This is a genomic window from Neokomagataea thailandica NBRC 106555 (genome assembly GCF_001598495.1).
In the GTDB taxonomy this organism is placed as follows: domain Bacteria; phylum Pseudomonadota; class Alphaproteobacteria; order Acetobacterales; family Acetobacteraceae; genus Gluconobacter; species Gluconobacter thailandicus_A.
Window position 1 is genome coordinate 15,675 of the sequence record NZ_BCZB01000013.1, and the last position, 22,693, is coordinate 38,367.

Sequence of the window (22,693 nt, forward strand, 5' to 3'; positions counted from 1 at the left end):
TAATAAAATAAGTCTATTCAGGCGGTAATAGTTCCCAGTGTCCGTTATAAAACACTTCTGCGGGACGGAAGCGGGCTTTATAGGCCATTTTTATGCTACCGGGTACGTAATAGCCGAGGTAAAGCTGGGGGAGGCCGATCTGGCGGGTGTGTTGGATGAGCCAGAGGATGGAGTATGTCCCCCATGAGTGTGCGTGGGGTTCGGGCTCATAAAAGGTGTAGACGGCGGACAGGCCGTCTGACAGGGCGTCAATAAGGCTAACGCAGATGAGTGCGGCGGTATCATCACGGAATTCAACGACATAGGTTGTGACGGGGGTATGCGCGATCATGGCCGCGTAATCATCCCATGACATGGTCACCATTTCGCCTTCCGCGTGGCGGGCGTTTTGGTAGCGTTGGAACAGCAGAAACTGCTCCTCCGTGGGGAGTGGTGGATGAAGTGTGACGCTGAGGTTGGGGTGGCGCCGCCAGATGCGCTGTTGTGTGCGTGATGGCTGGAACTGCGCCACGGGTAAGCGCAGGGACATGCAGGCGCGGCATGTGGCGCAGGCGGGAGTATAGGCCATGGAATGACTGCGCCGAAAGCCTGCTTGGGCGAGGCGGTCATGAATAATATCTGCGTCTTGGCCGCCTAACGCGGTGATGAGCTTACGTTCTAGACGTTCGGGCAGGTACGGGCACGGGGCCGGATCCGTTGTATAGAAAAGCTGCGGCCTGTGTTGCACCGTTGGGTCTGTCCTGCTGCAAATACCGTGTCATGCTAGCGTAATAATATGAGTTGTGCATCCTTGTTCTGACTGACGCGCTTGTACATGGTCAGATTGGATGATTGAGTTAAGCAATGGAGCCTGCATGAACCACGGGGGTGTGTTGTTAGAGTGGTGGAGGTGTTTCTATGCTGTGCTGCGGTGGGCTTTGCCGTTGGGCGTGACGGTGCATGCTTTAAGGCGCAAGCAGGATACGGCGGCGTGTACCGGGTGGATTGGTGTGTGCTGGATTGCGCCGGTTATTGGTACGATTTTGTATATGATGTTCGGCATTAACCGTGTGCAGCGCCGGGCGCGGCGTTTGGTGGACGAGCATGCATGGGCAGGGCGTGAGACGCTGGCGCAATATCGGCATGTTGCACAAGGGAATATGGCGCATTTGGCGCGGATGTTGGGGCGTTTAACGGAGCGCCCGTTGATGCGTGGGAATGTTTTACGTGTTCTGCATGATGGGGATCAGGCCTACCCTGTGATGTTGGAGGCGATTAACAACGCGCAGTCTTCTGTGGTGCTGTGCTCGTATATTTTCCGTGATGATAGGATCGGGCGGGATTTTGTTTGTGCTCTGATTGCTGCCAAGGCGCGTGGTGTTGTGATCCGGGTATTGGTGGATGGCATTGGGAGTGGGTATTTCCATTGCGGTGTGGCGCGGGCATTACGTCGGGCTGGTATACCGTGCCGTCGCTTTATGCATTCTGTTTGGCCGTGGCGTATGCCGTTCATTAATCTACGAAACCACCGTAAAATCCTGATTATTGATGGGCGTTATGGCTTTATGGGCGGATTGAATATCGGCGCGGAGAATGTTTTGAACTTCAAGGCGAAGCTCCCGGTAGCGGACACGCATTTTGCTGTGCAGGGGCCTGTGGTGAGGCAACTTGCAGAAGCATTCGCGCGGGATTGGTCGTTCACGACGGGAGAAGAGCTGCATGGTGAAGCTTATTTCCCGCTTTTGACCCCGCAAGGGGATATGCCCATGCGGGTTGTGACATCTGGGCCCGATGCGGATCTTGAAAAAATTGAATATGGCATGTTGCAGGCCATTACTTTGGCGCGACGGAGTGTGCGTTTGATGACGCCGTATTTTGTGCCAGATGATCGGTTCTCAACGGTTCTGACACTGGCAGCGTTGCGTGGGGTGCAGGTTGATGTAGTGGTGCCGCGCAGTAGTAATCATGCGCTGATTGATTATGCACGTGATGCCAGCGTGCGACCATTTTTAGACGCAGGGTGTAGGATTTGGATGGCGGCTCCGCCGTTTAATCATTCTAAATTAATGGTTGTGGACGAGGAATGGAGTTTTGTTGGGAGCACGAATTTGGATGTGCGTTCCTTGCGACTGAATTTTGAGATTAATCTTGAAGTCTATGATGAGGGGGTAGCGCAGGGCTTGGCGCAGTTCATTGATAGCCGCCCACGCCAGCGTTTGACGCATCATGATGTGGATCGGCGGCCATTATGGATGCAGTTACGGAACTCTGCCTTACGGTTATTGATGCCTTATTTGTGAGAGTGTTCTGTTTTTTCTGAAGAAAAAAACGTCTGAAGGTTGGGGGAGAAACGGTTGAGTATGCATGTCCCATTTCGGTGCGTGGAGGCGTTCTGTTTTATTTGCCCCCACGGTGTTTAAACATTTACGCGTGTTGGCGCAGGGTGAGGCAGATAGGGCGGTGATCGGACCCGAAGCGTGGGAGTGTTTTGGCCTCAATGCGTGAAAAGCCTTTAGCGAGGCAACGGTCCAAGCGCAGGGGCAGTTTGTTGAGCATATGATGGGTGCGTTCTCTGGGGCCGATATCTTGGAATCCGGGAAGGAAAACCGGTCCGACAATATTGAAGTCACCGATGATGAGGGCGTGTTTAGGAAGAATGTCGGCTGTTGTTTTGAGTTGGCGGCGGTTTAAAATTTGGCCGTGAGAGAGATGAACATTTGCAATTGAAAATATTTTAAAATCAATAACTTGAGCATTTCTTCGTACAATGACGCCGCGTGGTAAGCGGTATAATGTAGGTTTGGTATGGACGGGCAGTCGGCTCCAATAAGCAGTGCCGTGGGCGCGGCCGGGTAAAGGTGTACGGTCGTAAGTGCCGCCGAGTTCATGTGGGAGGATATCTAATTCTGGACGGGCTTCTTGAAAGGTGACGATATCGGGGTTTTCAGCCCGGATAAGGGTGAGAATATCTGTGAGGGTAGCGCCGTTAGTGTGCAGGAGGTTCCAGCTTAGGATTTTGATGACGTTGCCTGATGTCAGTGAAGAGACCGGGGAAATCATAATGGGGTATCCGTTGGTCGTTCAGGAATGAAAGCTAAGCGTGGGCTGGCAGATGCAGGATGGGCAAAGCGGCTGATGAGGGTGTATCCGACGGCAAGGAGAACAGGGCCTAGGAAAATCCCTAAACCACCCAAGGCGATAACGCCTCCCAGCACGCCAATGACGGTTAAAAGATAAGGGAGTTGTGCGCCGCGGGCAATGAAGGCGGGGCGGATGAGGTGGTCCGCACCGGAAATGATGAGCACGCCCCAAGCCATGAGAAAGATACCGTCACCGAAGTGATGGGTTGCCATCAGCCATAGTGAGGCTGGAACCCATATAATGGGTGCACCTACGGGGAAAACAGCAATAAATGCTGCAATACCGCCAAGCAGTACGGGAGCGGGCACGCCGCAGATCATAAAGCCAATACCGGTGAGAATACCTTGTATAATGGCGGTGCCCAACACGCCGTAGACTGTACCGCGAATAGTACGGCCGATCATGGAAATGAGATGGGGCGCGGCTAATGGGCCAGCGATGCGGTATGTGAGTGCGGATATGGTGTGGCCAAGCGCATCCCCACTGAGCCAGAGGAAAAACGCGATGAAGAGTGCCATGGCCAGTTCGACGAGGCCGCTAGTGAGTTTGACCAGAATATTGAGCGTAATATGCGCAATTTGTCCGAAATAAGGGCGCAGGAGTTCGCTTATAGCGCCGACGTCATGGTTCAGCCTTGTCCAGATTTCGGTGAGGTGTGGGCCTATAATGGGGGCATGCGTAACCCAGCGTGGCGGGGGGCCGGAGGATGCTGTGTTGCGGAGAAAGAGGTCCAGTTCGTTCACGAGGGAGGGTAAGTCGTTCAAGCCCGCAGATGTAAGGATGGCGAGGGGTACAATAATGGCGATGGCACTGAGGGCCATCATGGTGACGGATGCAATCACTGGGCGGACATGGCTGCATAAGCGCCGATATACGGGCCAAGTGGTAAAGGTCAGGATGGCAGCCCACAAAATGGCCGAGAGAAAGGGCCATAAAATGATGCCGCAGCCATAGGCAATGCCAACGATCACACAGGCCAGAATAATCCGCTCAGTTTTCATGCGTGGTCTGGCCTTGTGGTGCGGAAGGATGAGCGGCGTGTATGTTCATATGCGGAGTGTGCCATGCTCTTGTGTTTCGTGCATCCCTTGACCCCGTGATCATTATGCAGGTCAGATACAGTATTTTGTGAACGTAAGAGAGCGTATTATGTCGCACCGCATTGTGATTCAGCCGGATGAATTGCCTGATGAGTACGTGGCGCTGGATGCCAGCGTGCTGTTGCCGGGGCAAACGGGTGATCTGGATGCTGACTTTCGTAAGTCCGCTTTACCGGGTGCGCGTCGGTTTGACATAGGGGTGTTTTCTGACCCGGAGAGCACTTTGCCGCATACGGTGCCGAGTGCCGCACGTTTTGCAGCGCTTATCGGCGCTTTGGGAATCGAAGCGACGACGACGCTGGTTTTCTATGATCGCTCAGGGTGTGTTGGTGCGGCGCGTGGTTGGTGGCTGACACAGCTTTTTGGGCATCAGGGACCTGTCTATGTGTTGGATGGTGGGTTGGAGCAATGGCGTGCTGAAGGCGGTGTGCCAGAGCCGGGCGTGATGCAGTCTCCGCCGGTCACGTACTGGACTTGCCCGAATTATCGCTTTTTGGTGGGGAGCGGTGATGTTGTGGCGGCTTTGGAGGCGCCAGAGCATTTTAGTGTGGTGGATGTGCGGGCCGCTGGGCGCTTTCGTGGTGTGCAGGCTGAGCCGCGGCGGGGTATGCGGCCGGGGCATATGCCGGGCGCGATTAATATTGAATGGCAATATTTCTTTGATTCATCCGGGTGTTTTATCGACCCTGAACGCTTGCGTGAGGTCCTGGCACCTGCCGGAGATAAGGCGATTATCGCCAGTTGTGGGTCAGGGCTGACGGCATCCACATTGGTGTTGGCTGCTCACGTGGCTGGGTTAGGGCCAGCAGCATTATATGACGGATCATGGGCAGAATGGGGCAGCAATACGAGCTTGCCCGTTGTGAAGGACGAAGACTAATGGATCATGCTCTGGACAAAAGCCTGACCGCTGGATGGCATAAAATGGCGACGACTCTTGTGCAGGGGGGGCGCGCCGACGTGGAAGAGAGCGGAACGCTGGTGAACCTGCCTGTGGAGCGTGGTTCGACGGTTTTGTTCCCCAGTATTGAGGCGATGAACCGTCAAGATGGGCGTAGCCATGCGCATAAGGCGGTGTATGGCGCTATGGGGAACCCGACGCAGCATGAACTGGAGCAGTTTATTGCTGTGTTGGAAGGGGGCAGTCATACGCAGATTGTCAATTCAGGGTTGAGTGCATGTACGACGCCGTTGCTCGCCTTTTTGGGGCAGGGTGATCATCTTTTGCTGCCAGATTCTGTTTATGGCCCAACGCGTCGTTTTGCGGAGACGATGTTGCGGCGGCTCGGAGTGCAGACGAGCTATTATCCGCCCATGGCGTCTCGTGAGGTGGTGGAAGGCTTTTTGCAGAGCAATACGCGTATTGTGTTTGCGGAAAGCCCGGGGAGCCACACGTTTGAAGTGCAGGATGTGCCCATGCTGGCGGATGTGGCGCATCAGGCTGGGGCGCTATGTTTTTTGGATAATACGTGGGGTTTTGGCATTTTCCAGCCTTTTGAGCATGGTGTGGATGTGTCCATTCAGGCGTTGTCCAAATATCCAAGTGGGCATGCAGATGTGATTATGGGCTCCATCACGGTAAATGATGCGGCGCATTGGAAGATTTTGCGGGATGCATCCATTCAATTAGGGCAATGTGCGAGCCCAGATGATTGCTGGTTGGTGCTGCGCGGGCTGCGGACGATTGGTGTGCGTATGGCGCATCAGAGCCAGAATGCGTATGCGCTGGCCGCGTGGTTGAAAACGCGCTCTGAAGTGGAGCGTGTGCTGCATCCCGCGTTTGAAGACTGCCCGGGCCATGATTTTTGGAAGCGGGATTTTCAGGGGGCGAACGGGCTTTTTGGGGTGCAGTTGAAGGCGGATATTTCGGTGCAAGCGGCTGAAACTATGCTGGATGGATTGCGCCATTTTGGCATTGGTGCGTCTTGGGGCGGGTATGAAAGTCTTGTTCTGCCGACGACCGGGCATATTCGCCGTAGTGCGGAGGCAGGACCAACGGCAGCGACATTCCGCGTGCATGTTGGGCTGGAAAGCTTGGAAGATTTGAAGATCGATCTTTCACGTGGGCTGGATAGTCTCGCGTATCACGCGGCGGAGTAAGGTGTTCAGCGCCGTCTGAAGCTGAGGGCTTCGGTGACGTGATGGCGCTGGACTTCAGTCGTGCCTTCTAAGTCCGCAATGGTGCGGCTGACGCGCATGAGGCGTGTCATGCCGCGATTGGAGAGCTTAAGCCTTAGGGCTGCGTGTTCGATGACGGAACGGGCATCATCATCCATCACGAATAAATCTGGATTTGTATGTGCGTTCGCAGCACCTTGGCGGGCGTATTGTTGATGGCGGGCGGTGATGACACGGGCACGAATGGCTGCGCTGTTCTCGCCGCAGGGTGCGCGGGTCATGAGGTTGGGTGGTAGCGGATCTATCGTGACGTAGAGGTCGATGCGGTCCAGCATTGGGCCAGAGATGCGTCCTGCGTAATCATCGCCGCAGCGTGGGGCTTTGCGGCAATTTTGTTCGGGGTCGCCTAAATGGCCGCAACGGCATGGGTTCATAGCGGCGATCAACTGAAAACGTGCAGGGTATGTTGTGTGCCGGGCGACGCGTGAGATGGTGACATTGCCCGTTTCGAGTGGTTGGCGCAGGGCCTCAAGGCTGTTGCGGGCAAACTCTGGGAGTTCGTCTAAGAACAGAACACCGTGATGGGCCAAGCTGACCTCGCCGGGGCGTGCTTTGGCACCGCCGCCAATAAGAGCGGCGAGGCTCGCGCTGTGATGGGGTGCACGATAAGGTGGCCTGACAATTAGGTGTCCATTCTCCAGCATACCGGAAATGCTGTGGATACGGCTGGCCTCAAGGGTTTCTTCGGCGGTGAGGTCTGGAAGAATGCTGGGGAGACGTGAGGCCAGCATGGATTTTCCGCCGCCGGGCGGCCCATTTAAGAGTGCCGAATGTCCGCCAGCGGCAGCAATTTCAAGAGCACGTCGGCCAATGGTCATGCCTTTGATATCGGCGAAGTCAGGGCCGTATTCTTTCGGGTGATGCTCAGGGGCGGTTGTTGTGGGTAAAACTTGCTCCCCACGGAAATGTGCCATCAGGGCTATGAGCGTTTCGGGTGCGAGGACATCATGAGCGTAATTGGTCCAGCGTGCTTCGCGTTCTTGGGAGGCCGGGCAGATGAGGCCGAGTTCTTGTTCTGCGGCACCAAGGGATGCGGAAAGGACGCCATGCACGGGGTTGAGGCGGCCATCTAAGGAGAGTTCGCCTAAAGCAGCATATTCAGAGAGAGCTTCAACATCTAAAAGCCCCATGGCGATGAGCAGGCCTAGGGCGATTGGTAGATCAAAATGCGCGCCTTCTTTGAGTAAATCTGCGGGGGTGAGATTAATCAAAATACGTTTGGGCGGTAGGGCAAGGCCCATGGCCGTGAGAGCAGCTTTAACGCGCTCTTTTGCTTCGCCAACGGCTTTATCGGCCAGGCCAACGAGTAAAAATGCCGGTAAGCCGCTTGATATTTGCACCTCGACCGTAACGGGTATGGCCTCAATGCCGGAAAAGGCAAAGCTCTGAACGCGGGCGAGTGTTGGGTGCAGTGCGGCCGATGTCATGGTGGCTACTATGCGGTAGCCACCATGAGGAAAGTGTTAACGCTGGTAGATCAAGCGTGCGCGCAATGTGCCGTCAAGTGCGCGGAGGCCATCAAGCAGTTGGTGATCTTGATCATGCCCGGCTGATTCGGCTTCAACGACGACGTAACCCAATTCACCATCTGTTTGCAGATATTGTGCGGTGATGTTGGCGTCTGCTGCGGCAAAGAGTTCGTTGATTTGGCGCATGATACCGGGGCGGTTTGCATGCAGATGCATGAAGCGCGTACCGCGTGGGCGCTCTGGCAGTTGCACACCGGGGAAGTTTACGGCGCCAATGGTGGAGCCTACATCGGAGTAATCGGCCAGTTTAACGGCGACTTCTACGCCAATGCGCTCTTGTGCTTCCATTGTGGAGCCGCCGATATGCGGCGTGAGTAGGACGTTTTCTAGCCCTTGAAGTGGTGATGTGAAGCGTTCGCTTGAGCCTTTTGGTTCAACGGGGAACACGTCAATGGCTGCGCCCATCAAGTGTCCGTCTTTCAGGGCTGCGGCGAGGGCATCAAGGTCCACGACCTTACCGCGTGCGTTATTGATGAGAATGCTGTTGGGCTTCATGGCCCGGATTTCAGCTTCACCAATGAGATTGTTGGTTTCCGGTGTTTGGGGGACGTGCAGCGTCACAACATCGGACTGGCCCAGAAGTTCTTCTAAGGTTGGTACAGCAACGGCATTGCCGTGCGGAAGGCACGGAACGGTGTCATAATAAATGACGCGCATACCGAAGGCTTCGGCCAGTACGGAAAGCTGTGAGCCGATGGAGCCGTATCCGACGATACCAAGAGTTTTGCCGCGTACTTCCCATGCATTGGCTGCAGATTTTTCCCAGCCGCCATCATGACAGGCGACGGAGCGTGATGGAATGCGGCGCATGAGCATGACCACTTCGCCCATGACCAATTCGGCAACGGAGCGTGTGTTGCTGTAAGGCGCATTGAAGACGGGAATGCCAGCTTCACGTGCGGCGGTTAGGTCGACTTGATTGGTCCCGATGCAGAAGCAACCGATGGCCATCAGGCGGTCTGCTGATTCGATGACTTCGCGCGTGAGCTGGGTGCGGCTACGAATGCCGACCATGTGCACACCGCGCAGCGCGTCTTTCAGGGCGTCGCCTTCAAGGGCACCTTTGAGGCGGGTGACTTGAGCATAACCCTGTGCGGCAAGATGCGAGACGGCGCTGTCATGGACGCCTTCGAGCAAGAGGATGTTGATTTTGTTCTTGGCAAGGGAAAGCTGGTTGTCCATCGCGCTGCTCCGGTCCGTCTGTCATCATACGCCAGCCTGCACGCGTTCGTCCGGGCGGCGGGGGGATCCTGCCTAACGTATTGTGGCAGGATCGGAAAGGTCTGTTAGGTGGTGGGGGATAGGACAGAAATCAACTGTGGCACTAATGCCGGGTTCCCGCAGGCCAGAACTGTTCCATCACTTTCGAGGCGTAAGGGCGCGCCTTGCCAATCAGAGATATGGCCACCTGCACCTTGAATAATAGGCACTAAGGCGCCCCAGTCCCAAGGTTTCATGGTGCATTCTGCGATGACATCAATTTGGCCGAGAGCAAGGAGGCCGTAAGAATAACAGTCTCCGCCCCATGACGTCCGTAATGTTTGCGCCTGAAGTGCTTTGAAGCGTGGCGTATGCTCTGGGGTAAGCATTTCTGGGGATGTGCAGGATAATTCGGCCTGGTTGAGCGCGAGGCAAGCGCGTGTGCCAGCTTTGCCGGGAATGGATGCTGCGGTGAAGGTGGTTGGGCGGCCCTCAACGCCGAGCCAGCGTTCATTGGTAATGGGTTGGTCAATCAGCCCTAAGACCGGGCGGCCTTGGTAGAAAAGCGAGACAAGAATGCCGAAAGTAGGACGGCCTGTAAGGAAGGCGCGGGTGCCGTCAATGGGGTCCAGTACCCAAAGCCAGTCGCCGTCATGCCCGCTTTGGCCGGCTTCTTCACCGAGAATACCGTGATCAGGGAGGTGCTGTTCTAAAATATCACGCATGGCGCGTTCGGCAGCACGGTCTGCGATGGTGACCGGGCTGTCATCCGATTTGGCATCGGCTTGCAGAGAGGTGCGGAAATGAGGGCGGATGACAGTACGGGCAGCATCCGCACAGGCATGGGCAACCTGAATGATGGTATCCGTGACGAGAGGGGATGTGTGTTGTGCAGTCATATACCTTACATACCTAATAATGGGGTTTCAGTGTCAAAAAATCCCCAGAAGGGGGCTGCCTATGATTGACGGCGCCGCGGGTGAGCGGCATCACAGAGAGTATGAAGCCGATTATTGTTATCCCTGCCAGACTTGCCTCCACGCGCCTTCCGCGCAAGCCCCTTGCGGAGATTGGTGGGCGCACCATGATCGAACAGGTTGCTCTCAGAGCGCTGGAAGCTGATTTGGGGCGCGTAGTTGTCGCGGCAGGTGATCAGGATATTATAGATGCTGTTGCGCATCTTGATGGGGTCGAAGCTGTTTTGACAGCGCCTGATCTGCCCAGTGGTTCAGACCGTGTGCATGCTGCTTTGCAGCATATTGATCCGGCGGGTGAGCATGATGTGGTGGTGAATTTTCAGGGCGATTTGCCTTCTATGGACCCGCAGGCGCTGCGTGCTGTGTTGGCGCCGGTGGAGTGTGGTGCTTTTGATATTGGTACGTTGGTTGCGCCTATTCATACGGATGAGGAGTTACATGCCTCACAAATTGTGAAGGTGGCGTGTACGTTTGATGATCACCCTGTGGCGCGTGGGGTTTATTTCTCACGTCTTCCGGTGCCGTCAGGCGCGGGGGAGCATTGGCATCATATTGGTATTTATGCGTGGCGCCGCCAGGCTTTAGAACGCTTTGTCACCTTGCCACCTTCGGGGTTGGAACGGCGGGAGAGTCTTGAGCAGTTACGCGCACTTGAAAACGGTATGAGTATTGGGTGCGTGCGTATTGCGGAGGCACCGCGCGGCGTTGATACGGCAGATGATTTGGCCTTTGTACGAAAGGCATTTACATGCCCATAATTGCTTTCCAAGGGCGTCCCGGCGCTTATTCTGATCTTGTTTGCCGTCAGGCACGTCCTGTGTGGGAAACGCTGCCATGCTCAAGTTTCTCTGCGGCGATTGAGGCTGTACATGATGGCCGTGCCGATGAGGCCCTCTTAGCGTGCGAAAATTCGCTTGCGGGACGTGTGCCAGAAATTCATGCTCTTTTGCCTAACGCTGGGCTGCATATTGTTGGCGAACATTTTCACCGGGTTGAACATTGTTTGCTGGTTGTGCCGGGTACGCCGATAGAAGCAATTCGTGCAGTACACACACATCCGGTTGCGCTGGGGCAAATTCGCAATCTTCTTGCAGAGTTAGACGTTGAAGGTGTGCCGCAATTTGACACAGCAGGCGCGGCCGAGATGGTGGCACAATGGCAACGGCCGGGGGATGCCGCGGTGGCGTCGTCCTTGGCTGGGGAGCTAAATGGGCTGGAAATCCTCAGGCGAAATGTTGAGGATGCCGCGCATAATACAACACGATTTTACCGCGTGGCGCCGCAGCCGGACTGGCCAGATCCGTCTCATGACGGTACGTTGACAACCTTGCTTATGCGGGTTGGCAATAAGCCGGGAGCGTTGTATGCCGCCCTCGGCGGGTTTGCACGATACGGTGTGAATATGACGCGCCTTGAAAGCTATATGCTGGGTGGCTCTTTTGCGGCAACGCAGTTCTTGATGGATATTGAAGGGCATCCAGAGCAGGACAATGTGCGTTTGGCACTCAAAGAGCTGACACAAGTCAGTGATGATCTGAAGCTACTCGGTATATATCCGCGCAGTTTGGCCCGCGTGTAGGGGTACAATTATCATCGTTATGGTGGTGGTTGGTTAAGGATGAACAGGAACGAGAAGATGGTAGGCACGCGCATGGTTCGTGGAGCGCTGACGGCTTTAATAACGCCGATGCAGACAGATGGCGCTGTTGATTATACGGCTTTTGCGCGGCTGATAGAGCGTCAGGTCAAAGGCAAAGCGGCTGGTGTTATCCCGGCGGGTACGACGGGTGAAAGCCCGACTTTGTCACATGATGAGCACCGTCAGGTTGTGGCGCGTTGTGTGGAAGTGGCGGATGGCCGTATTCCTGTGATGGCTGGTGCGGGGTCCAACAGTACGTCTGAAGCAGTCGAGATGGCGCGTCATGCACATTCTGTCGGTGCAGATAGCGTGCTGGTGGTGGTGCCGTATTATAATAAGCCAACTCAAGAGGGCTTGTACCGCCATTTTATGGCAGTTGCAGATGCAACGCCTTTGCCTTTGTATTTGTACTGTATCCCGGGTCGTTCCATTGTTGATATTGCGCCGGACACGATGGCGCGTTTGGCTCAGCATCCTAATATTGTGGGTACAAAAGATGCGACGGCTAATATGGCGCGTCCGATTGCGGTGCGTCGTGCGATTAATAAGCCGTTTAATCAGCTTTCAGGCGATGATAATTCGACCTTGGCCTTTATGGCGGCTGGCGGTGATGGCTGCATTAGTGTGACCTCTAATGTTGTGCCTGAGTTGTGTGCTGAACTGTTTACAGCATGGGATGAAGGGCGCATTGCGGATGCTATTGCGCTGCAAGACCGGTTGACACCACTGCATGATGCTCTTTTTGCGGAGAGTAATCCGGGACCGGTGAAATATGCACTGTCACGGCTTGGTTTGTGTACGCCAACATTGCGTTTACCATTGGTTGAACCAACAGAAGCAACGCAGCGTGTGGTTGATAATGCTTTACGCTCTCTTGGATTGATTGACTGAGTTTATGGCGGCACCGAAAAAAAAGAGTGGTATGATTTCTCACGGAATCGCTGCGCAAAATAAAAAGGGTCGTTTCAACTATACGATTCTGGAAACGGTTGAGGCTGGATTGGTGCTGAAAGGGCCGGAGGTTAAGAGCCTCCGCCTAGGGCGCGCGACCATTACCGAAGCCTATGCCGGGGAGCGTGATGGTGAAATATGGCTCTATAATTCGTATATACCCGAGTATCAGGGGGGCGTTTTATCGCGCTTTGATACGCGTGCTCCGCGTAAGTTGTTGATGAGCAAAAAGCAGATCAACCATTTTGTGGGGGCAGTGAGTCGCTCAGGGGCATCGTTAGTGCCGTTGGACATTCACTTTAATGCACGTGGTGTTGCGAAGGTGACGTTAGGTCTGGGACAGGGGCGCAAAAAGGAAGACAAGCGTCACGCCATTGCAGAACGTGATTGGCAGCGTGATAAAGCGCGCTTGATGCGCAGCAAAGGCCGGGACTTCTAAGTCTCTAAACATTTCTTGTACGCAGAATGTGAGAAATGTTTCCCTAGTGGGTTTTGAGCATTTCAATTAGGTTATAAAAAAAACGCCGCATCCTTTTGAAAAGGGCGGCGTTTTTTACGTATTGGGAGGCCGAAGCCTCCCAAACGGGATTAGTCAGCGTCGATAACAGCTGCTTCTGGACCCTTCTGGCCCTGAACAACCTTCACGTTGATCGTCTGACCTTCGTTCAGCGTCTGAAGCTGTGAGCGCTCCAGAGCGGAAGCGTGAACGAAGATGTCCTTGCCACCGCTTTCTGGCGTGATGAAGCCGAAGCCCTTCGTTGCATTGTACCACTTTACAATGCCGCGGGTTTCTTCAGCCATGGACAGGTCAGGAGCAGGGCGACCCGGACGTGCAGATGGAGCACCGAAGCGTGGTGCTGCACCCATAGGCGCACGTGGGCGTGGTGCTTCTGCTGTGCTTTCGTCAACGGAAACCACTTCAGCAACCTGACGGCCCTTAGGACCTTGGCCGATGCGCACAACAACTGTTGCGCCTGGGTTTACGCTGCTGTAGCCAGCGTTGCTCAGTGCATTTGCATGCAAGAAGATGTCGCCTGAGCCGTCAGACAGTTCAACAAAGCCGAAGCCCTTTTCTGTGTTGAACCACTTTACGCTGGAGCTGATTTCCGGGCCTGATGCTGCAACGAAGCTGTTGCCACCACGACGGGGGGCGCCATAGCCACCACCACCGGCGCTACCACCACCGAATCCACCACGGTCGCTGTAGCTAGGACGGTCATTGTAGGACGGTTGGGAGCCGAAGTCCCCGTCAAACCCGCCGCGGCGAGGGGAATTGAAGCTGCGGTCGGTTCTGTTGTTTCTCAACGGTCTAATCCCGAGATAGGGGTGCCTCGGTGGGGAGTTTCCCGCCGGGACTTGTCAATTTCAAACGAGTGAAGCGCGCGTTTTTGCGTCTTCGCTTATAGCTGTAGCATGATTTTTTTGATGTCTGCCACAGGGAAGTGCATTCTTCGGGGGGAGATAAACATTTTTTTTAGTTCATGTGTAAAATTCAAGCTGGGCTAGGCGTCTGGTTATGGACGTGAGATACCTCATTTTAAGTATACTCTGATGCGCTATCTTAAGTGTCTTTATTGGGTATTGAGGAAACAGGAGTAGGGATATCAATGAAACGACAAAGCCGCCTCTTTTTTGGCTTATCTGCTCTCGCTTTTGGTGTGAGTGTTGGGCTGGTTGATGTCCCGAAGGTGCATGCGACACCGCTCCAAGACCCCTATGGGACATGGACGATTCAAGGTGAGAATGATGCTGTCTCAACGTTCAAGGGAACGTCGGATCAGTATTACACTTCCGGCCTGCGGATTAATTGGACATCTGGTACGGATAACCTGCCGAAGCCGATTGCGAATCTGAATCACTTCCTGATGGGAGATGGGGTGCAACGTATCAGCATCGGTTTACAGCAGCTGATTTTTACTCCGCATGCAACGCAGCTCGCGCAGCCGCCTCAGAGTGACCGTCCGTATGCGGGGCTTTTGCTGGGAACGGTGAATCTGATTAACGACACGGATTTGTCGCGCTCGGTTGTGGGTGTACAATTTGGTGCCATGGGGCCTGCTGGTTTGGGGCGGCAGGTGCAGAACGGATTCCATAACCTGATTAGTGATACGCCGAATCAGGGCTGGTCTCATCAGTTGGCGAATCAGCCGGTTTTCCAAGTGCAGGCGGGTCGTGTCTGGCGTTTGCCTGTGGCGTCTTTATACGGTGTTGGTGCGGATATTTTGCCTGCCGTTTCGGGGGCCGCTGGGGATTATCGGACTTATGCGGATGTCGCGACGACGTTCCGTATCGGTCAGGGGCTTGATAGCGATTTTGGCAATGCCACGATTGGGCCGGGCTTAGATGGTACCGATGCTTTCCGTGCGACGCGTCCATTAGCATGGTATGTTTATGGTGGTGTTGAAGGTCAGGCGGTTGGGTATGACTCAACTTTGGAAGGCAGCACGTTCCGTCCGAATGCACCGCACGTCGATAAAATGTGGGATGTTGGTGAGATCCATGCCGGCGTGGCGGTGATGTGGCATGGTGTGCGTATGTCTTACAGCCAGAATTGGCAGTCAGCGCAGTTCAAAACCCAACGTAGTGGCATGTTTAACTATGGCTCAGTGAAGCTTTCCGTGAAGTTTTAAGGGAGAAAGCACTACGCCCTGTGTAAGGGGGTGTAGTGCTTTTTTATGTCAGAATCGCAGGGGGGCCAAAAAGGAAACCTTGTGCTTCGAGGCAGCCATGACTGTCTAAAAACGAAAACTGTTGTTCTGTTTCGACACCTTTGGCGCAGATGCTGAGGTTGAGCATTTGGCCTAGACGCAGGATGCAGCGCATGACGTCATCGGCGCGGTCATCTTCATGAAGGCGCTCCACAAAAATACGGTCAAGTTTGAGCTGATCAATGGGGTAGGTGCGCAAGCGTTCTAATGAGGCTGATCCACTTCCGAAATTATCAAGCGCGATGCGGACACCCAAAGCACGGACACGAGCTAATTCACGGAATAGAATATGCTCAGGGGCTAAGGCAGAGCGTTCGGATATTTCGATTTGTAGTCTTTGTGGGGCGAGGCCCGTTTCCTCTAATACTGTGCTGACAGTGTGGGAAAGGCGTTCATTTATGATCCATGTGGGGGAGATATTGACACAGACGCGGTGTGTTGTGTTCCATTGGCTGCCTACGCTGCAGGCTTCACGCAAGGCCCAACGGTCTAATTGTTCAATCAGGCCGTTTTTTTCTGCATTTTGAATGAAGAGTAGTGGTGAGACTTCGCCAAAATGCGGACGGTTCCACCGTAATAGGGCTTCCCGGCCAATAATTTTATGTGTTTTGAGGTCTATAATCGGCATCCAGCGTAAGAACAACGCATTGGTTGTGATCGCGTAGGAGAGGTCTTGTTCTAGGGTTTTGGAAGCATGGTAGCGTTGTGTCAGTTCGGTGGTGGCGCGTGTATTATGCCCGCCGCCAGTCATTTGGGCTTGGGTGAGTGCTGCAGTTGTAGAGAGGAGGAGGGTATCAGAGGTGTTGCCGTCTTCGGGGAAGATGCTCCAACCCATTGAAAGAGTGAAGCTGATGGAGTGCCCGTCGAGAACAATCGGGTCGGTGGTTAAATGTTGAACCGCATTGATTAAATGCTGTGTGCCGATGGCAGATGTTCCTGTGGGGGTAATGATGATGAATTGTCCCCCTCCAAACCCTCCGAAAAAGCTGTCTTTGGGAAGTAAATCCTGAATACGGCTGATGAGAGTATTGAGGACTTTATCAGCGATATCCCATCCATGATTGTGATTGATATGGTGAAGCTGGTCTAGGGCAAGCAGAATGGTGCCGAAGTGGTTTTTGCGGCTTTGGTATGAGATCTGTTCGATATGTTCAGAAAGGGCCTCGTAACTTGCGGCACGATTGGCAAAAGGGCGTTTACGGTGTGCGGAGGGTGAGCGCAGAAGATGGATGAGGTCTTTGAGCGCTGATTGTATGTGAACGGTTAATGCTTGGCCTGAGTGGTGGCGTATAACGATGAGTTCGCAGCGTTCGGGACTAATAGGAAAGAGCGTTATTCCGGGTTCGCGGGCGAGGGCATCAGGGGCAACGGAAAACTGAGCGAGGAGCGTTTGGAAGTCAAAAGAGGCGTCAGGGTGAGGCGTGATGCGCTTGGAAGAAATATCAAGGCGAGGATAAAGAATGGCGCATTCGGTTGTTTCCGCAAGGGTACTGACGAGGCGTAACAAAGAGAGGTAAAATTGTCGGTCTTGGTCGGTTCGGAAACTCATGGGGGCTCCAAATTGGGGCTGTTTATGGTCGGTTGATCGATAATATTGGTTGGTAATTGTTAGCCTGAAATAAGAAGTCGCTCGGGTTTGTCGCGTTTGAAGAAACGTAGAAGCGTTTGGAGCGCAGGTCCACGGCCCTTTTCAAGGTTGGGATTGCGTGTCACTTCGCGCTCGCTGTCTTGGCGCATAGCATGAGCGAGCGGGGCGATGCGGCGGCCATGCGCTAATCGGAGGCCCGGTAGGCCAGATTGCCGGTGTCCGGCGAGGTCACCGCCACCGCGTAATCGGTAATCTTCATCTGCGATGACAAAGCCGTCTGTTGTATCGCGCATGAGGCTAAGGCGTTGCTGGGCGTTGGATGAGAGTTCATCATCATGGAGCAGTAGGCAGAAAGACTGTTTTGCACCACGTCCGACACGCCCACGCAATTGGTGCAGTTGTGCGAGGCCGAAGCGTTCAGCATGTTCAATGACCATGATGGAGGCATTCGGGATGTCGACGCCTACTTCAATAACGGTAGTGGCCACGAGCAGGCGTGTTTTTCCTGTGCGGAAGGCATCAAGTGCGGTCTGTCTGACCGTGATGTCTTGTCGGCCATGGGCAAGGCCGATGGTGTCTGGGCCAAAAATATCACACAACATGGCCCATCGTTCTTCGGCTGCGGCGGCGGATGCAGTTTCGCTATTTTCAATGAGCGGGCAGACCCAGAAAATTTGTGCATTAGCGGCAAGGGCGCGTTTTACAGCATTGATAATATCGCCCAGTGCACTCATGCGGTGCAACGTTGAACGAATGGGCTGTCGGCCTTTTGGTTTGCTGTCTAGCTTGCTTACGCTCATTTCACCCCATTCCATAAGTTGTAATGTGCGGGGGATGGGGGTGGCGGTCATGACGAGGATGTCGGTGGCGTGGCCCTTATTGCTTAGCGCCATACGTTGTTCGACGCCAAAGCGGTGCTGTTCATCAATGACGGCAAGGCCGAGATTGGCGAAGAGTACGTTTTCTTGGAACAGGGCGTGGGTGCCTATGATCAGTTTGGCCTCACCGCTAGCAATGGCAGAGAGTACCTGTTTACGGGCGCTGCCTTGGATGTTGCCGCTGAGATAGATGCAGGGTGCGGGGCAGAGGTGAGAGATGGTTTCGTAATGTTGGCGGGCGAGAATCTCGGTGGGAGCCATGAGGGCAGCTTGCGCGCCAGATTCAACCGCTTGCAGCATGGCGTGCATAGCCACGAAGGTTTTACCTGCGCCGACATCCCCTTGTAGGAGGCGCATCATCGGGGTGGGGTTAGCCATGTCTTGGGTGATGTCGGCAATGGCGTTGCGCTGGGCCTCTGTGGGCGGATGGCCGAATTTCTCTTGTAATTGCTTTTGTAGGATTCCCGTGCCGGGGCGGCTTTGTCCGGGGCGTGCTTTGGCTTGGTGGCGGGCGAGCGCGATGCAGAGTTGATCGGCGAGGATTTCATCCGCAGCGAGGCGGGTACGGGCGCGCTCTAGGGTTGCATGCCAGAGGATGGGGTCTGCATCAGGGGTTTTGTTGGGGGCTTGAAGTGTGTGCAGAGCTTCCGTGAAGGATGGCCAGCGCCGCCGGGCGACGAGCGTAGGGTCATGCCATTCCGGAATGTCCGATAAAAGCGCGAGCGCAGCTCGCATTGCTTTGGCAACGGTGCCTTGGAACAAGCCTGCGGTGAGGGGCCAGACGGGCTCTAATGTGGGGATACGCCAGTGCTCTTCGGGTGTGACGAGGTGATCAGGCGGCGTCAGGGTGAGCTGGTTATTGAAAACACTGACACGGCCTGAGGTGAGGAGTTCTGTACCCGGAGTGCATTTTGGGATGCTGCGTTTTTGGAAGAAAACGAGGTCTAATGTGCCGGTACCATCTGTGGTGTGCAGGACCGTGGGTTGGCCAGGCCGCGCTGGATCCCGACGGGAGATGACACGGATTTTGGTGGTGATGACGGAGCCGAGTTCACGGGTTGCTGCTTCGGCGAGTGTAATGGGCGTACCCCGGTCAATGATGCGTTCAGGCACGGTGAATAGTAGGTCTAAAACGCGTGGGCCGGTGGCAATTTTTTCGAGTAGTTTGCTGTGACGTGGCCCAATACCCGGGAGGCTGTCGAGGGGGGCATCTAATGCTGGGATCGCGTCGCGTGTCACGGGAATGTCTGGGCCTTCAGAAGATGAGAGCGCTGGTATAGAGTAGGATCAGCATGGAACAAAACGAAACCAAGAATCGCGAAACCGCTGCCGCATTCGGCCCGGTTGTGTGGGGTGTGCCAGATGGGAGCGTGGCGTTTTTGCTGCGTCAGCGTCTGGCTGAGCATGAAGGGCCATTGCTGCATGTGGCGCGCGATGATGCGTCCGTAGCGGCTTTGGCGGATATGCTGGCGTGGTTGATGCCAGAGGTGGAGGTACTGAAGCTGCCCGCTTGGGACTGTCTGCCTTATGACCGCGTATCTCCCAATCCTGCGATTGTTGCGGAGCGAGTTGGTACGTTGTGCCGTTTGCTGGAGCCGACGAAAGCCCGGCGCATTGTGCTGACAACGGTACATGCCATGGTGCAGCGTATGCCGCCAAAGGCCGCTTTTGCTGGGCAGTCGATTAATGTGGCAGAAGGCGAAAGCCTTGATCAGGGGTTATTGATCGAACTCTTGGTGGCGAGTGGTTACACCCGGACAGATACCGTGATGGAGCCCGGCGAGTTTGCAACGCGTGGCGGTATTTTTGATCTCTTCCCGTCTGGCGCGGCTGAGCCGGTGCGGTTGGATTTGTTCGGCGATGAAGTTGAAAATATCCGCAATTTTGATGTGGGTACGCAGCGTTCAACCCAGACATTAAAGCGTTTTGTTTTGCGGCCTGTGGCTGAATTTGCGCTCACGGCAGAAAATATCAGCCACTTCCGCACGGGGTGGCGGGATAGTTTCGGCAGTGGTGCCGCGAGTGATGTTGTGTATGCCCATGTGTCGGAAGGGCGGAGGCATCCGGGGCTAGAGCATTATTTGCCGCTTTTCTACGATACGCATGATCAGCATATGGCCACGGTGTTGGACTATATGCCGGGTGCGGCAGTCAGTTTTGAAGCGCAGATGCCGGATGTGCTGCGGGCGCGGTTTGAAATGATCACGGATCATTATGAAGCGCGCCGTGTCCCGGTGCGTGAGGGGGAAACACCGTACCGGGCGTTGCCGCCGCATCGTTTGTATCTGAACCAGCATAGTTGGGATGCGATGCTGGCCGGTGTGCCTGCCGTGATGCTCAATAGTTTTGCCAAGCCGGATCTCGGGGCGGGTGTTGATGCTGGCGGGCGCCCTGGTGCGTTGTTTGCGCGGGCAAAAGATGGTTCGCGTGATGGTGTTTTTGAAGCGTTTGGTCAGCAGGTTAAAGACTGGGCAGAGCAAGGGCGGCGTACTTACGTCACCGCGTGGAGCCGTGGATCACGGGACCGTATCGCGCATTTGCTAAAAGAGCATGGTGTTGCCGTTGCAGAGTATGAAGACTGGCCATCAGCGGCGTCTTTACCCAAAGGCACGGTTGGCTTGTTGGTGTTGGGGCTGGAACGTGGATTTGTTCTGGACCGTTTGTGCTTTGTGTCCGAGCAAGATTTGCTGGGAGAGCGCATTGCACGTCCGCCACGCCGGAAGAAGCGTGGTGAACAGTTTATCTCTCAGATTGGGGAGATTGCTGAGGGAGACCTCGTTGTTCACCATGAGTACGGCATTGGGCGGTATGCGGGGCTAGAGACGGTTACGGAAGGCCGTGTCGCGCATGATTACCTCTCTATTTCGTATGATGGTGAGCAGCGGCTTTTACTGCCGGTTGAAAACATTGATTTGCTGAGCCGTTTTGGCTCTGAGCAAACGGGTGTGCAGCTTGATCGGTTGGGTGGAACGTCTTGGCAGGACCGAAAAGCCAAGATGAAATCCCGCATCCGCGTTATGGCGGGTGAGTTGATCCGAACTGCTGCGGCGCGTGCCTTGCGGGAGGCACCAACTTTGGCTCCGGCGGAAGGGCTGTGGGATGAGTTTTGTGCGCGTTTTCCGTATGTGGAAACGGAAGATCAGTCCCGTGCGATTGCGGATGTTCTAGAAGATATGAGCGCCGGGCGGCCGATGGACCGCTTGGTGTGTGGTGATGTTGGCTTTGGTAAAACCGAGGTTGCCTTGCGTGCGGCGTTTGTCGCGGCTTTGTCTGGAATGCAGGTTGCTGTTGTTGTTCCGACGACGCTTCTGGCACGCCAACATTTCCGTAGCTTTAGCGCGCGCTTTGAGGGGCTTCCGGTTCGTATTGCGCAGTTATCGCGTTTGGTGACGGCTAAGGAAGCGACCAAGGTCCGTGAAGAACTCGCAGGCGGACAGATCGACATTGTTGTGGGCACGCATGCGCTCCTTGCCAAGACGGTGGGTTTTGATCGTCTGGGTTTGCTGATCATTGATGAAGAACAGCATTTTGGCGTGTCCCATAAGGAAAAACTTAAAGCGTTGCGGGAAGATGTCCATGTTCTGACACTTTCTGCGACGCCGCTGCCACGGACATTGCAGCTTTCTTTGTCTGGCGTGCGTGAGATGAGTTTGATCGCGACGCCGCCGACAGATCGGTTGGCAGTACGGACGTTTATCACGCCGTTTGATAGCGTGATGATCCGTGAGGCGATCCAGCGTGAGCGTTTCCGTGGTGGGCAAGTATTCTGCGTCTTGCCGCGCTTGGCGGATTTGGACCGTATGGCGGAGCGCCTGGCTGAGATCGTGCCGGATGCAAAGGTTGTGCAAGCACATGGCCGTCTAACGCCGACGGAACTTGAACGGGTCATGACGGAATTTGCGGATGGCCGTTATGACATTTTGCTCTCCACGAATATCGTGGAAAGTGGGCTCGATATGCCCAGCGTGAATACGATTATTATTCACCGGGCTGATATGTTTGGTCTTGGGCAGTTGTATCAGCTGCGCGGGCGTGTTGGGCGTGGAAAGCAGCGTGGTTATGCGTATTTGACTTGGCCACAGACGAATTCTCTTTCGGCCGCGTCTCAAAAGCGTTTGGAGATTATGCAAACGCTTGATTCTCTGGGGGCAGGATTCACTTTAGCTTCGCATGATTTGGATCTGCGAGGGGCAGGGAACCTGTTAGGGGATGAGCAGTCCGGGCATATTAAAGAAGTCGGGATTGAGTTGTACCAGCAGATGCTGGAAGATGCGGTCTTGGATATGCGCCGAGAGCGTGGACGCCGGGCAGAAGAAGACGATACAGACTGGACGCCGCATATTATTCTTGGCTTGCCCGTTCTGATTCCAGAAACATACGTGAAAGACCTGCCCGTACGGTTGGGGCTGTATCGTCGTATCGCTGCGTTGCAGAACGAAGATGAAGTTGAAGCCATGCGCGCGGAGCTGATTGATCGCTTCGGTAAAATGCCGGGTGAGGTCGGGAATCTCTTGGATGTGGTTCTGATTAAGCGTGCGTGCCGTGAGGCCGGTGTTGAGCGTTTGGAGACGGGGCCTAAGGGCATGGTCTTACAGTTCCGTCGGAATCGCTTCCGTAATCCAACAGGGCTTTTGGACTGGGTGGCACGCAAGAAGGATGCTGGGGTGAAAATACGCCCGGATCAGAAGCTTGCTGTTATCCGTGAGATGACGAATGCTAAGCGTATTGGTTACGCGAAGCAGGTGACCGGTGTTCTGTGTAAATTGGTACGGAAGGCCAGCTAGAGAAGGGGGGCCGTTAGGGGGGGGGCAGGTGCTGTTTGCAT

At 54.8% G+C, this 22,693-nt stretch carries 18 protein-coding genes; 9 read left to right on the forward strand and 9 right to left on the reverse strand.

Annotation, left to right across the window (positions count from 1 at the left end):
* Positions 1 to 13 precede the first annotated feature (13 nt).
* Positions 14 to 727, reverse strand: a complete 714-nt coding sequence (locus NTH01S_RS05520; protein ID WP_084367042.1) for an arginyltransferase — start codon at positions 725 to 727, stop codon at positions 14 to 16.
* 127 nt (positions 728 to 854) lie between these two features.
* On the opposite strand from NTH01S_RS05520, the gene cls reads away from it, so the two are divergent.
* Positions 855 to 2,279 (forward strand): cardiolipin synthase, encoded by a 1,425-nt coding sequence (gene cls / locus NTH01S_RS05525; protein ID WP_068170734.1) that lies wholly within the window; start codon positions 855 to 857, stop codon positions 2,277 to 2,279.
* A gap of 124 nt (positions 2,280 to 2,403) precedes the next feature.
* On the opposite strand, the gene NTH01S_RS05530 is transcribed toward cls, so the two are convergent.
* Positions 2,404 to 3,039 carry an endonuclease/exonuclease/phosphatase family protein gene (locus tag NTH01S_RS05530; protein ID WP_068170738.1) on the reverse strand — a complete coding sequence of 212 codons (636 nt, stop codon included), beginning with the start codon at positions 3,037 to 3,039 and terminating at the stop codon, positions 2,404 to 2,406.
* Positions 3,036 to 4,121, reverse strand: a complete 1,086-nt coding sequence (locus NTH01S_RS05535) for an AI-2E family transporter (protein ID WP_068170740.1) — start codon at positions 4,119 to 4,121, stop codon at positions 3,036 to 3,038. Before NTH01S_RS05535 ends, NTH01S_RS05530 begins: the two co-directional genes overlap by 4 nt.
* A gap of 148 nt (positions 4,122 to 4,269) precedes the next feature.
* Between NTH01S_RS05535 and NTH01S_RS05540 the strand changes: the two genes are divergently transcribed.
* Both NTH01S_RS05540 and metC read left to right on the forward strand, forming a co-directional pair.
* Positions 4,270 to 5,100, forward strand: coding sequence for a sulfurtransferase (locus tag NTH01S_RS05540; protein WP_068170744.1), 831 nt, complete (start codon positions 4,270 to 4,272; stop codon positions 5,098 to 5,100).
* Positions 5,101 to 5,144: 44 nt separating this feature from the next.
* Positions 5,145 to 6,320, forward strand: coding sequence for a cystathionine beta-lyase (gene metC / locus NTH01S_RS05545; RefSeq protein WP_370664302.1), 1,176 nt, complete (start codon positions 5,145 to 5,147; stop codon positions 6,318 to 6,320).
* A gap of 5 nt (positions 6,321 to 6,325) precedes the next feature.
* Here metC and NTH01S_RS05550 read toward each other — a convergent pair whose 3' ends face one another.
* From NTH01S_RS05550 to NTH01S_RS05560, 3 genes are all read right to left on the reverse strand, one after another.
* A complete protein-coding gene (locus NTH01S_RS05550) occupies positions 6,326 to 7,825 on the reverse strand; it encodes a YifB family Mg chelatase-like AAA ATPase (RefSeq protein ID WP_068170749.1) in 1,500 nt (499 codons plus the stop codon).
* Between the two features lie 36 nt (positions 7,826 to 7,861).
* The gene (gene serA, locus NTH01S_RS05555; RefSeq protein ID WP_068170753.1) at positions 7,862 to 9,109 is read right to left on the reverse strand and encodes a phosphoglycerate dehydrogenase; all 1,248 of its coding nucleotides are present in this window, start codon (positions 9,107 to 9,109) and stop codon (positions 7,862 to 7,864) included.
* A gap of 104 nt (positions 9,110 to 9,213) precedes the next feature.
* Positions 9,214 to 10,026, reverse strand: coding sequence for an inositol monophosphatase family protein (locus NTH01S_RS05560; protein WP_068170756.1), 813 nt, complete (start codon positions 10,024 to 10,026; stop codon positions 9,214 to 9,216).
* Between the two features lie 101 nt (positions 10,027 to 10,127).
* Here NTH01S_RS05560 and NTH01S_RS05565 point away from each other — a divergent pair, with 101 nt between their 5' ends.
* The 4 genes from NTH01S_RS05565 to smpB all read left to right on the forward strand — a co-directional run bounded on the left by NTH01S_RS05565 (position 10,128) and on the right by smpB (position 13,133).
* Positions 10,128 to 10,862 (forward strand): 3-deoxy-manno-octulosonate cytidylyltransferase, encoded by a 735-nt coding sequence (locus NTH01S_RS05565; RefSeq protein WP_068170909.1) that lies wholly within the window; start codon positions 10,128 to 10,130, stop codon positions 10,860 to 10,862.
* Positions 10,853 to 11,683: a prephenate dehydratase gene (locus NTH01S_RS05570; protein ID WP_068170759.1), complete on the forward strand. Its 831-nt coding sequence runs from the start codon at positions 10,853 to 10,855 to the stop codon at positions 11,681 to 11,683. The genes NTH01S_RS05565 and NTH01S_RS05570 overlap by 10 nt, the downstream gene beginning before the upstream one ends.
* Before the next feature lie 72 nt (positions 11,684 to 11,755).
* Positions 11,756 to 12,634 (forward strand): 4-hydroxy-tetrahydrodipicolinate synthase, encoded by an 879-nt coding sequence (gene dapA, locus NTH01S_RS05575; RefSeq protein ID WP_068170910.1) that lies wholly within the window; start codon positions 11,756 to 11,758, stop codon positions 12,632 to 12,634.
* A 4-nt stretch (positions 12,635 to 12,638) separates the two neighbouring features.
* A complete protein-coding gene (gene smpB, locus NTH01S_RS05580; RefSeq protein ID WP_068170762.1) occupies positions 12,639 to 13,133 on the forward strand; it encodes an SsrA-binding protein SmpB in 495 nt (164 codons plus the stop codon).
* A gap of 149 nt (positions 13,134 to 13,282) precedes the next feature.
* Here the strand turns inward: smpB and NTH01S_RS12155 are convergent, their stop codons facing one another.
* A complete protein-coding gene (locus NTH01S_RS12155; RefSeq protein ID WP_068170765.1) occupies positions 13,283 to 13,999 on the reverse strand; it encodes a cold-shock protein in 717 nt (238 codons plus the stop codon).
* A gap of 302 nt (positions 14,000 to 14,301) precedes the next feature.
* On the opposite strand from NTH01S_RS12155, the gene NTH01S_RS05590 reads away from it, so the two are divergent.
* Entirely contained in the window at positions 14,302 to 15,324 is a 1,023-nt protein-coding gene (locus NTH01S_RS05590) for a lipid A deacylase LpxR family protein (protein ID WP_068170767.1), read from the forward strand.
* Positions 15,325 to 15,367: 43 nt separating this feature from the next.
* On the opposite strand, the gene NTH01S_RS05595 is transcribed toward NTH01S_RS05590, so the two are convergent.
* Complete coding sequence (locus NTH01S_RS05595) at positions 15,368 to 16,951, reverse strand: GGDEF domain-containing phosphodiesterase (RefSeq protein ID WP_068170769.1); 1,584 nt, start codon at positions 16,949 to 16,951, stop codon at positions 15,368 to 15,370.
* A gap of 59 nt (positions 16,952 to 17,010) precedes the next feature.
* Positions 17,011 to 19,107 carry an ATP-dependent DNA helicase RecG gene (gene recG, locus NTH01S_RS05600; RefSeq protein ID WP_245642203.1) on the reverse strand — a complete coding sequence of 699 codons (2,097 nt, stop codon included), beginning with the start codon at positions 19,105 to 19,107 and terminating at the stop codon, positions 17,011 to 17,013.
* A gap of 53 nt (positions 19,108 to 19,160) precedes the next feature.
* Here recG and mfd point away from each other — a divergent pair, with 53 nt between their 5' ends.
* Positions 19,161 to 22,652, forward strand: coding sequence for a transcription-repair coupling factor (gene mfd / locus NTH01S_RS05605; protein WP_068170772.1), 3,492 nt, complete (start codon positions 19,161 to 19,163; stop codon positions 22,650 to 22,652).
* Positions 22,653 to 22,693 lie beyond the last annotated feature (41 nt).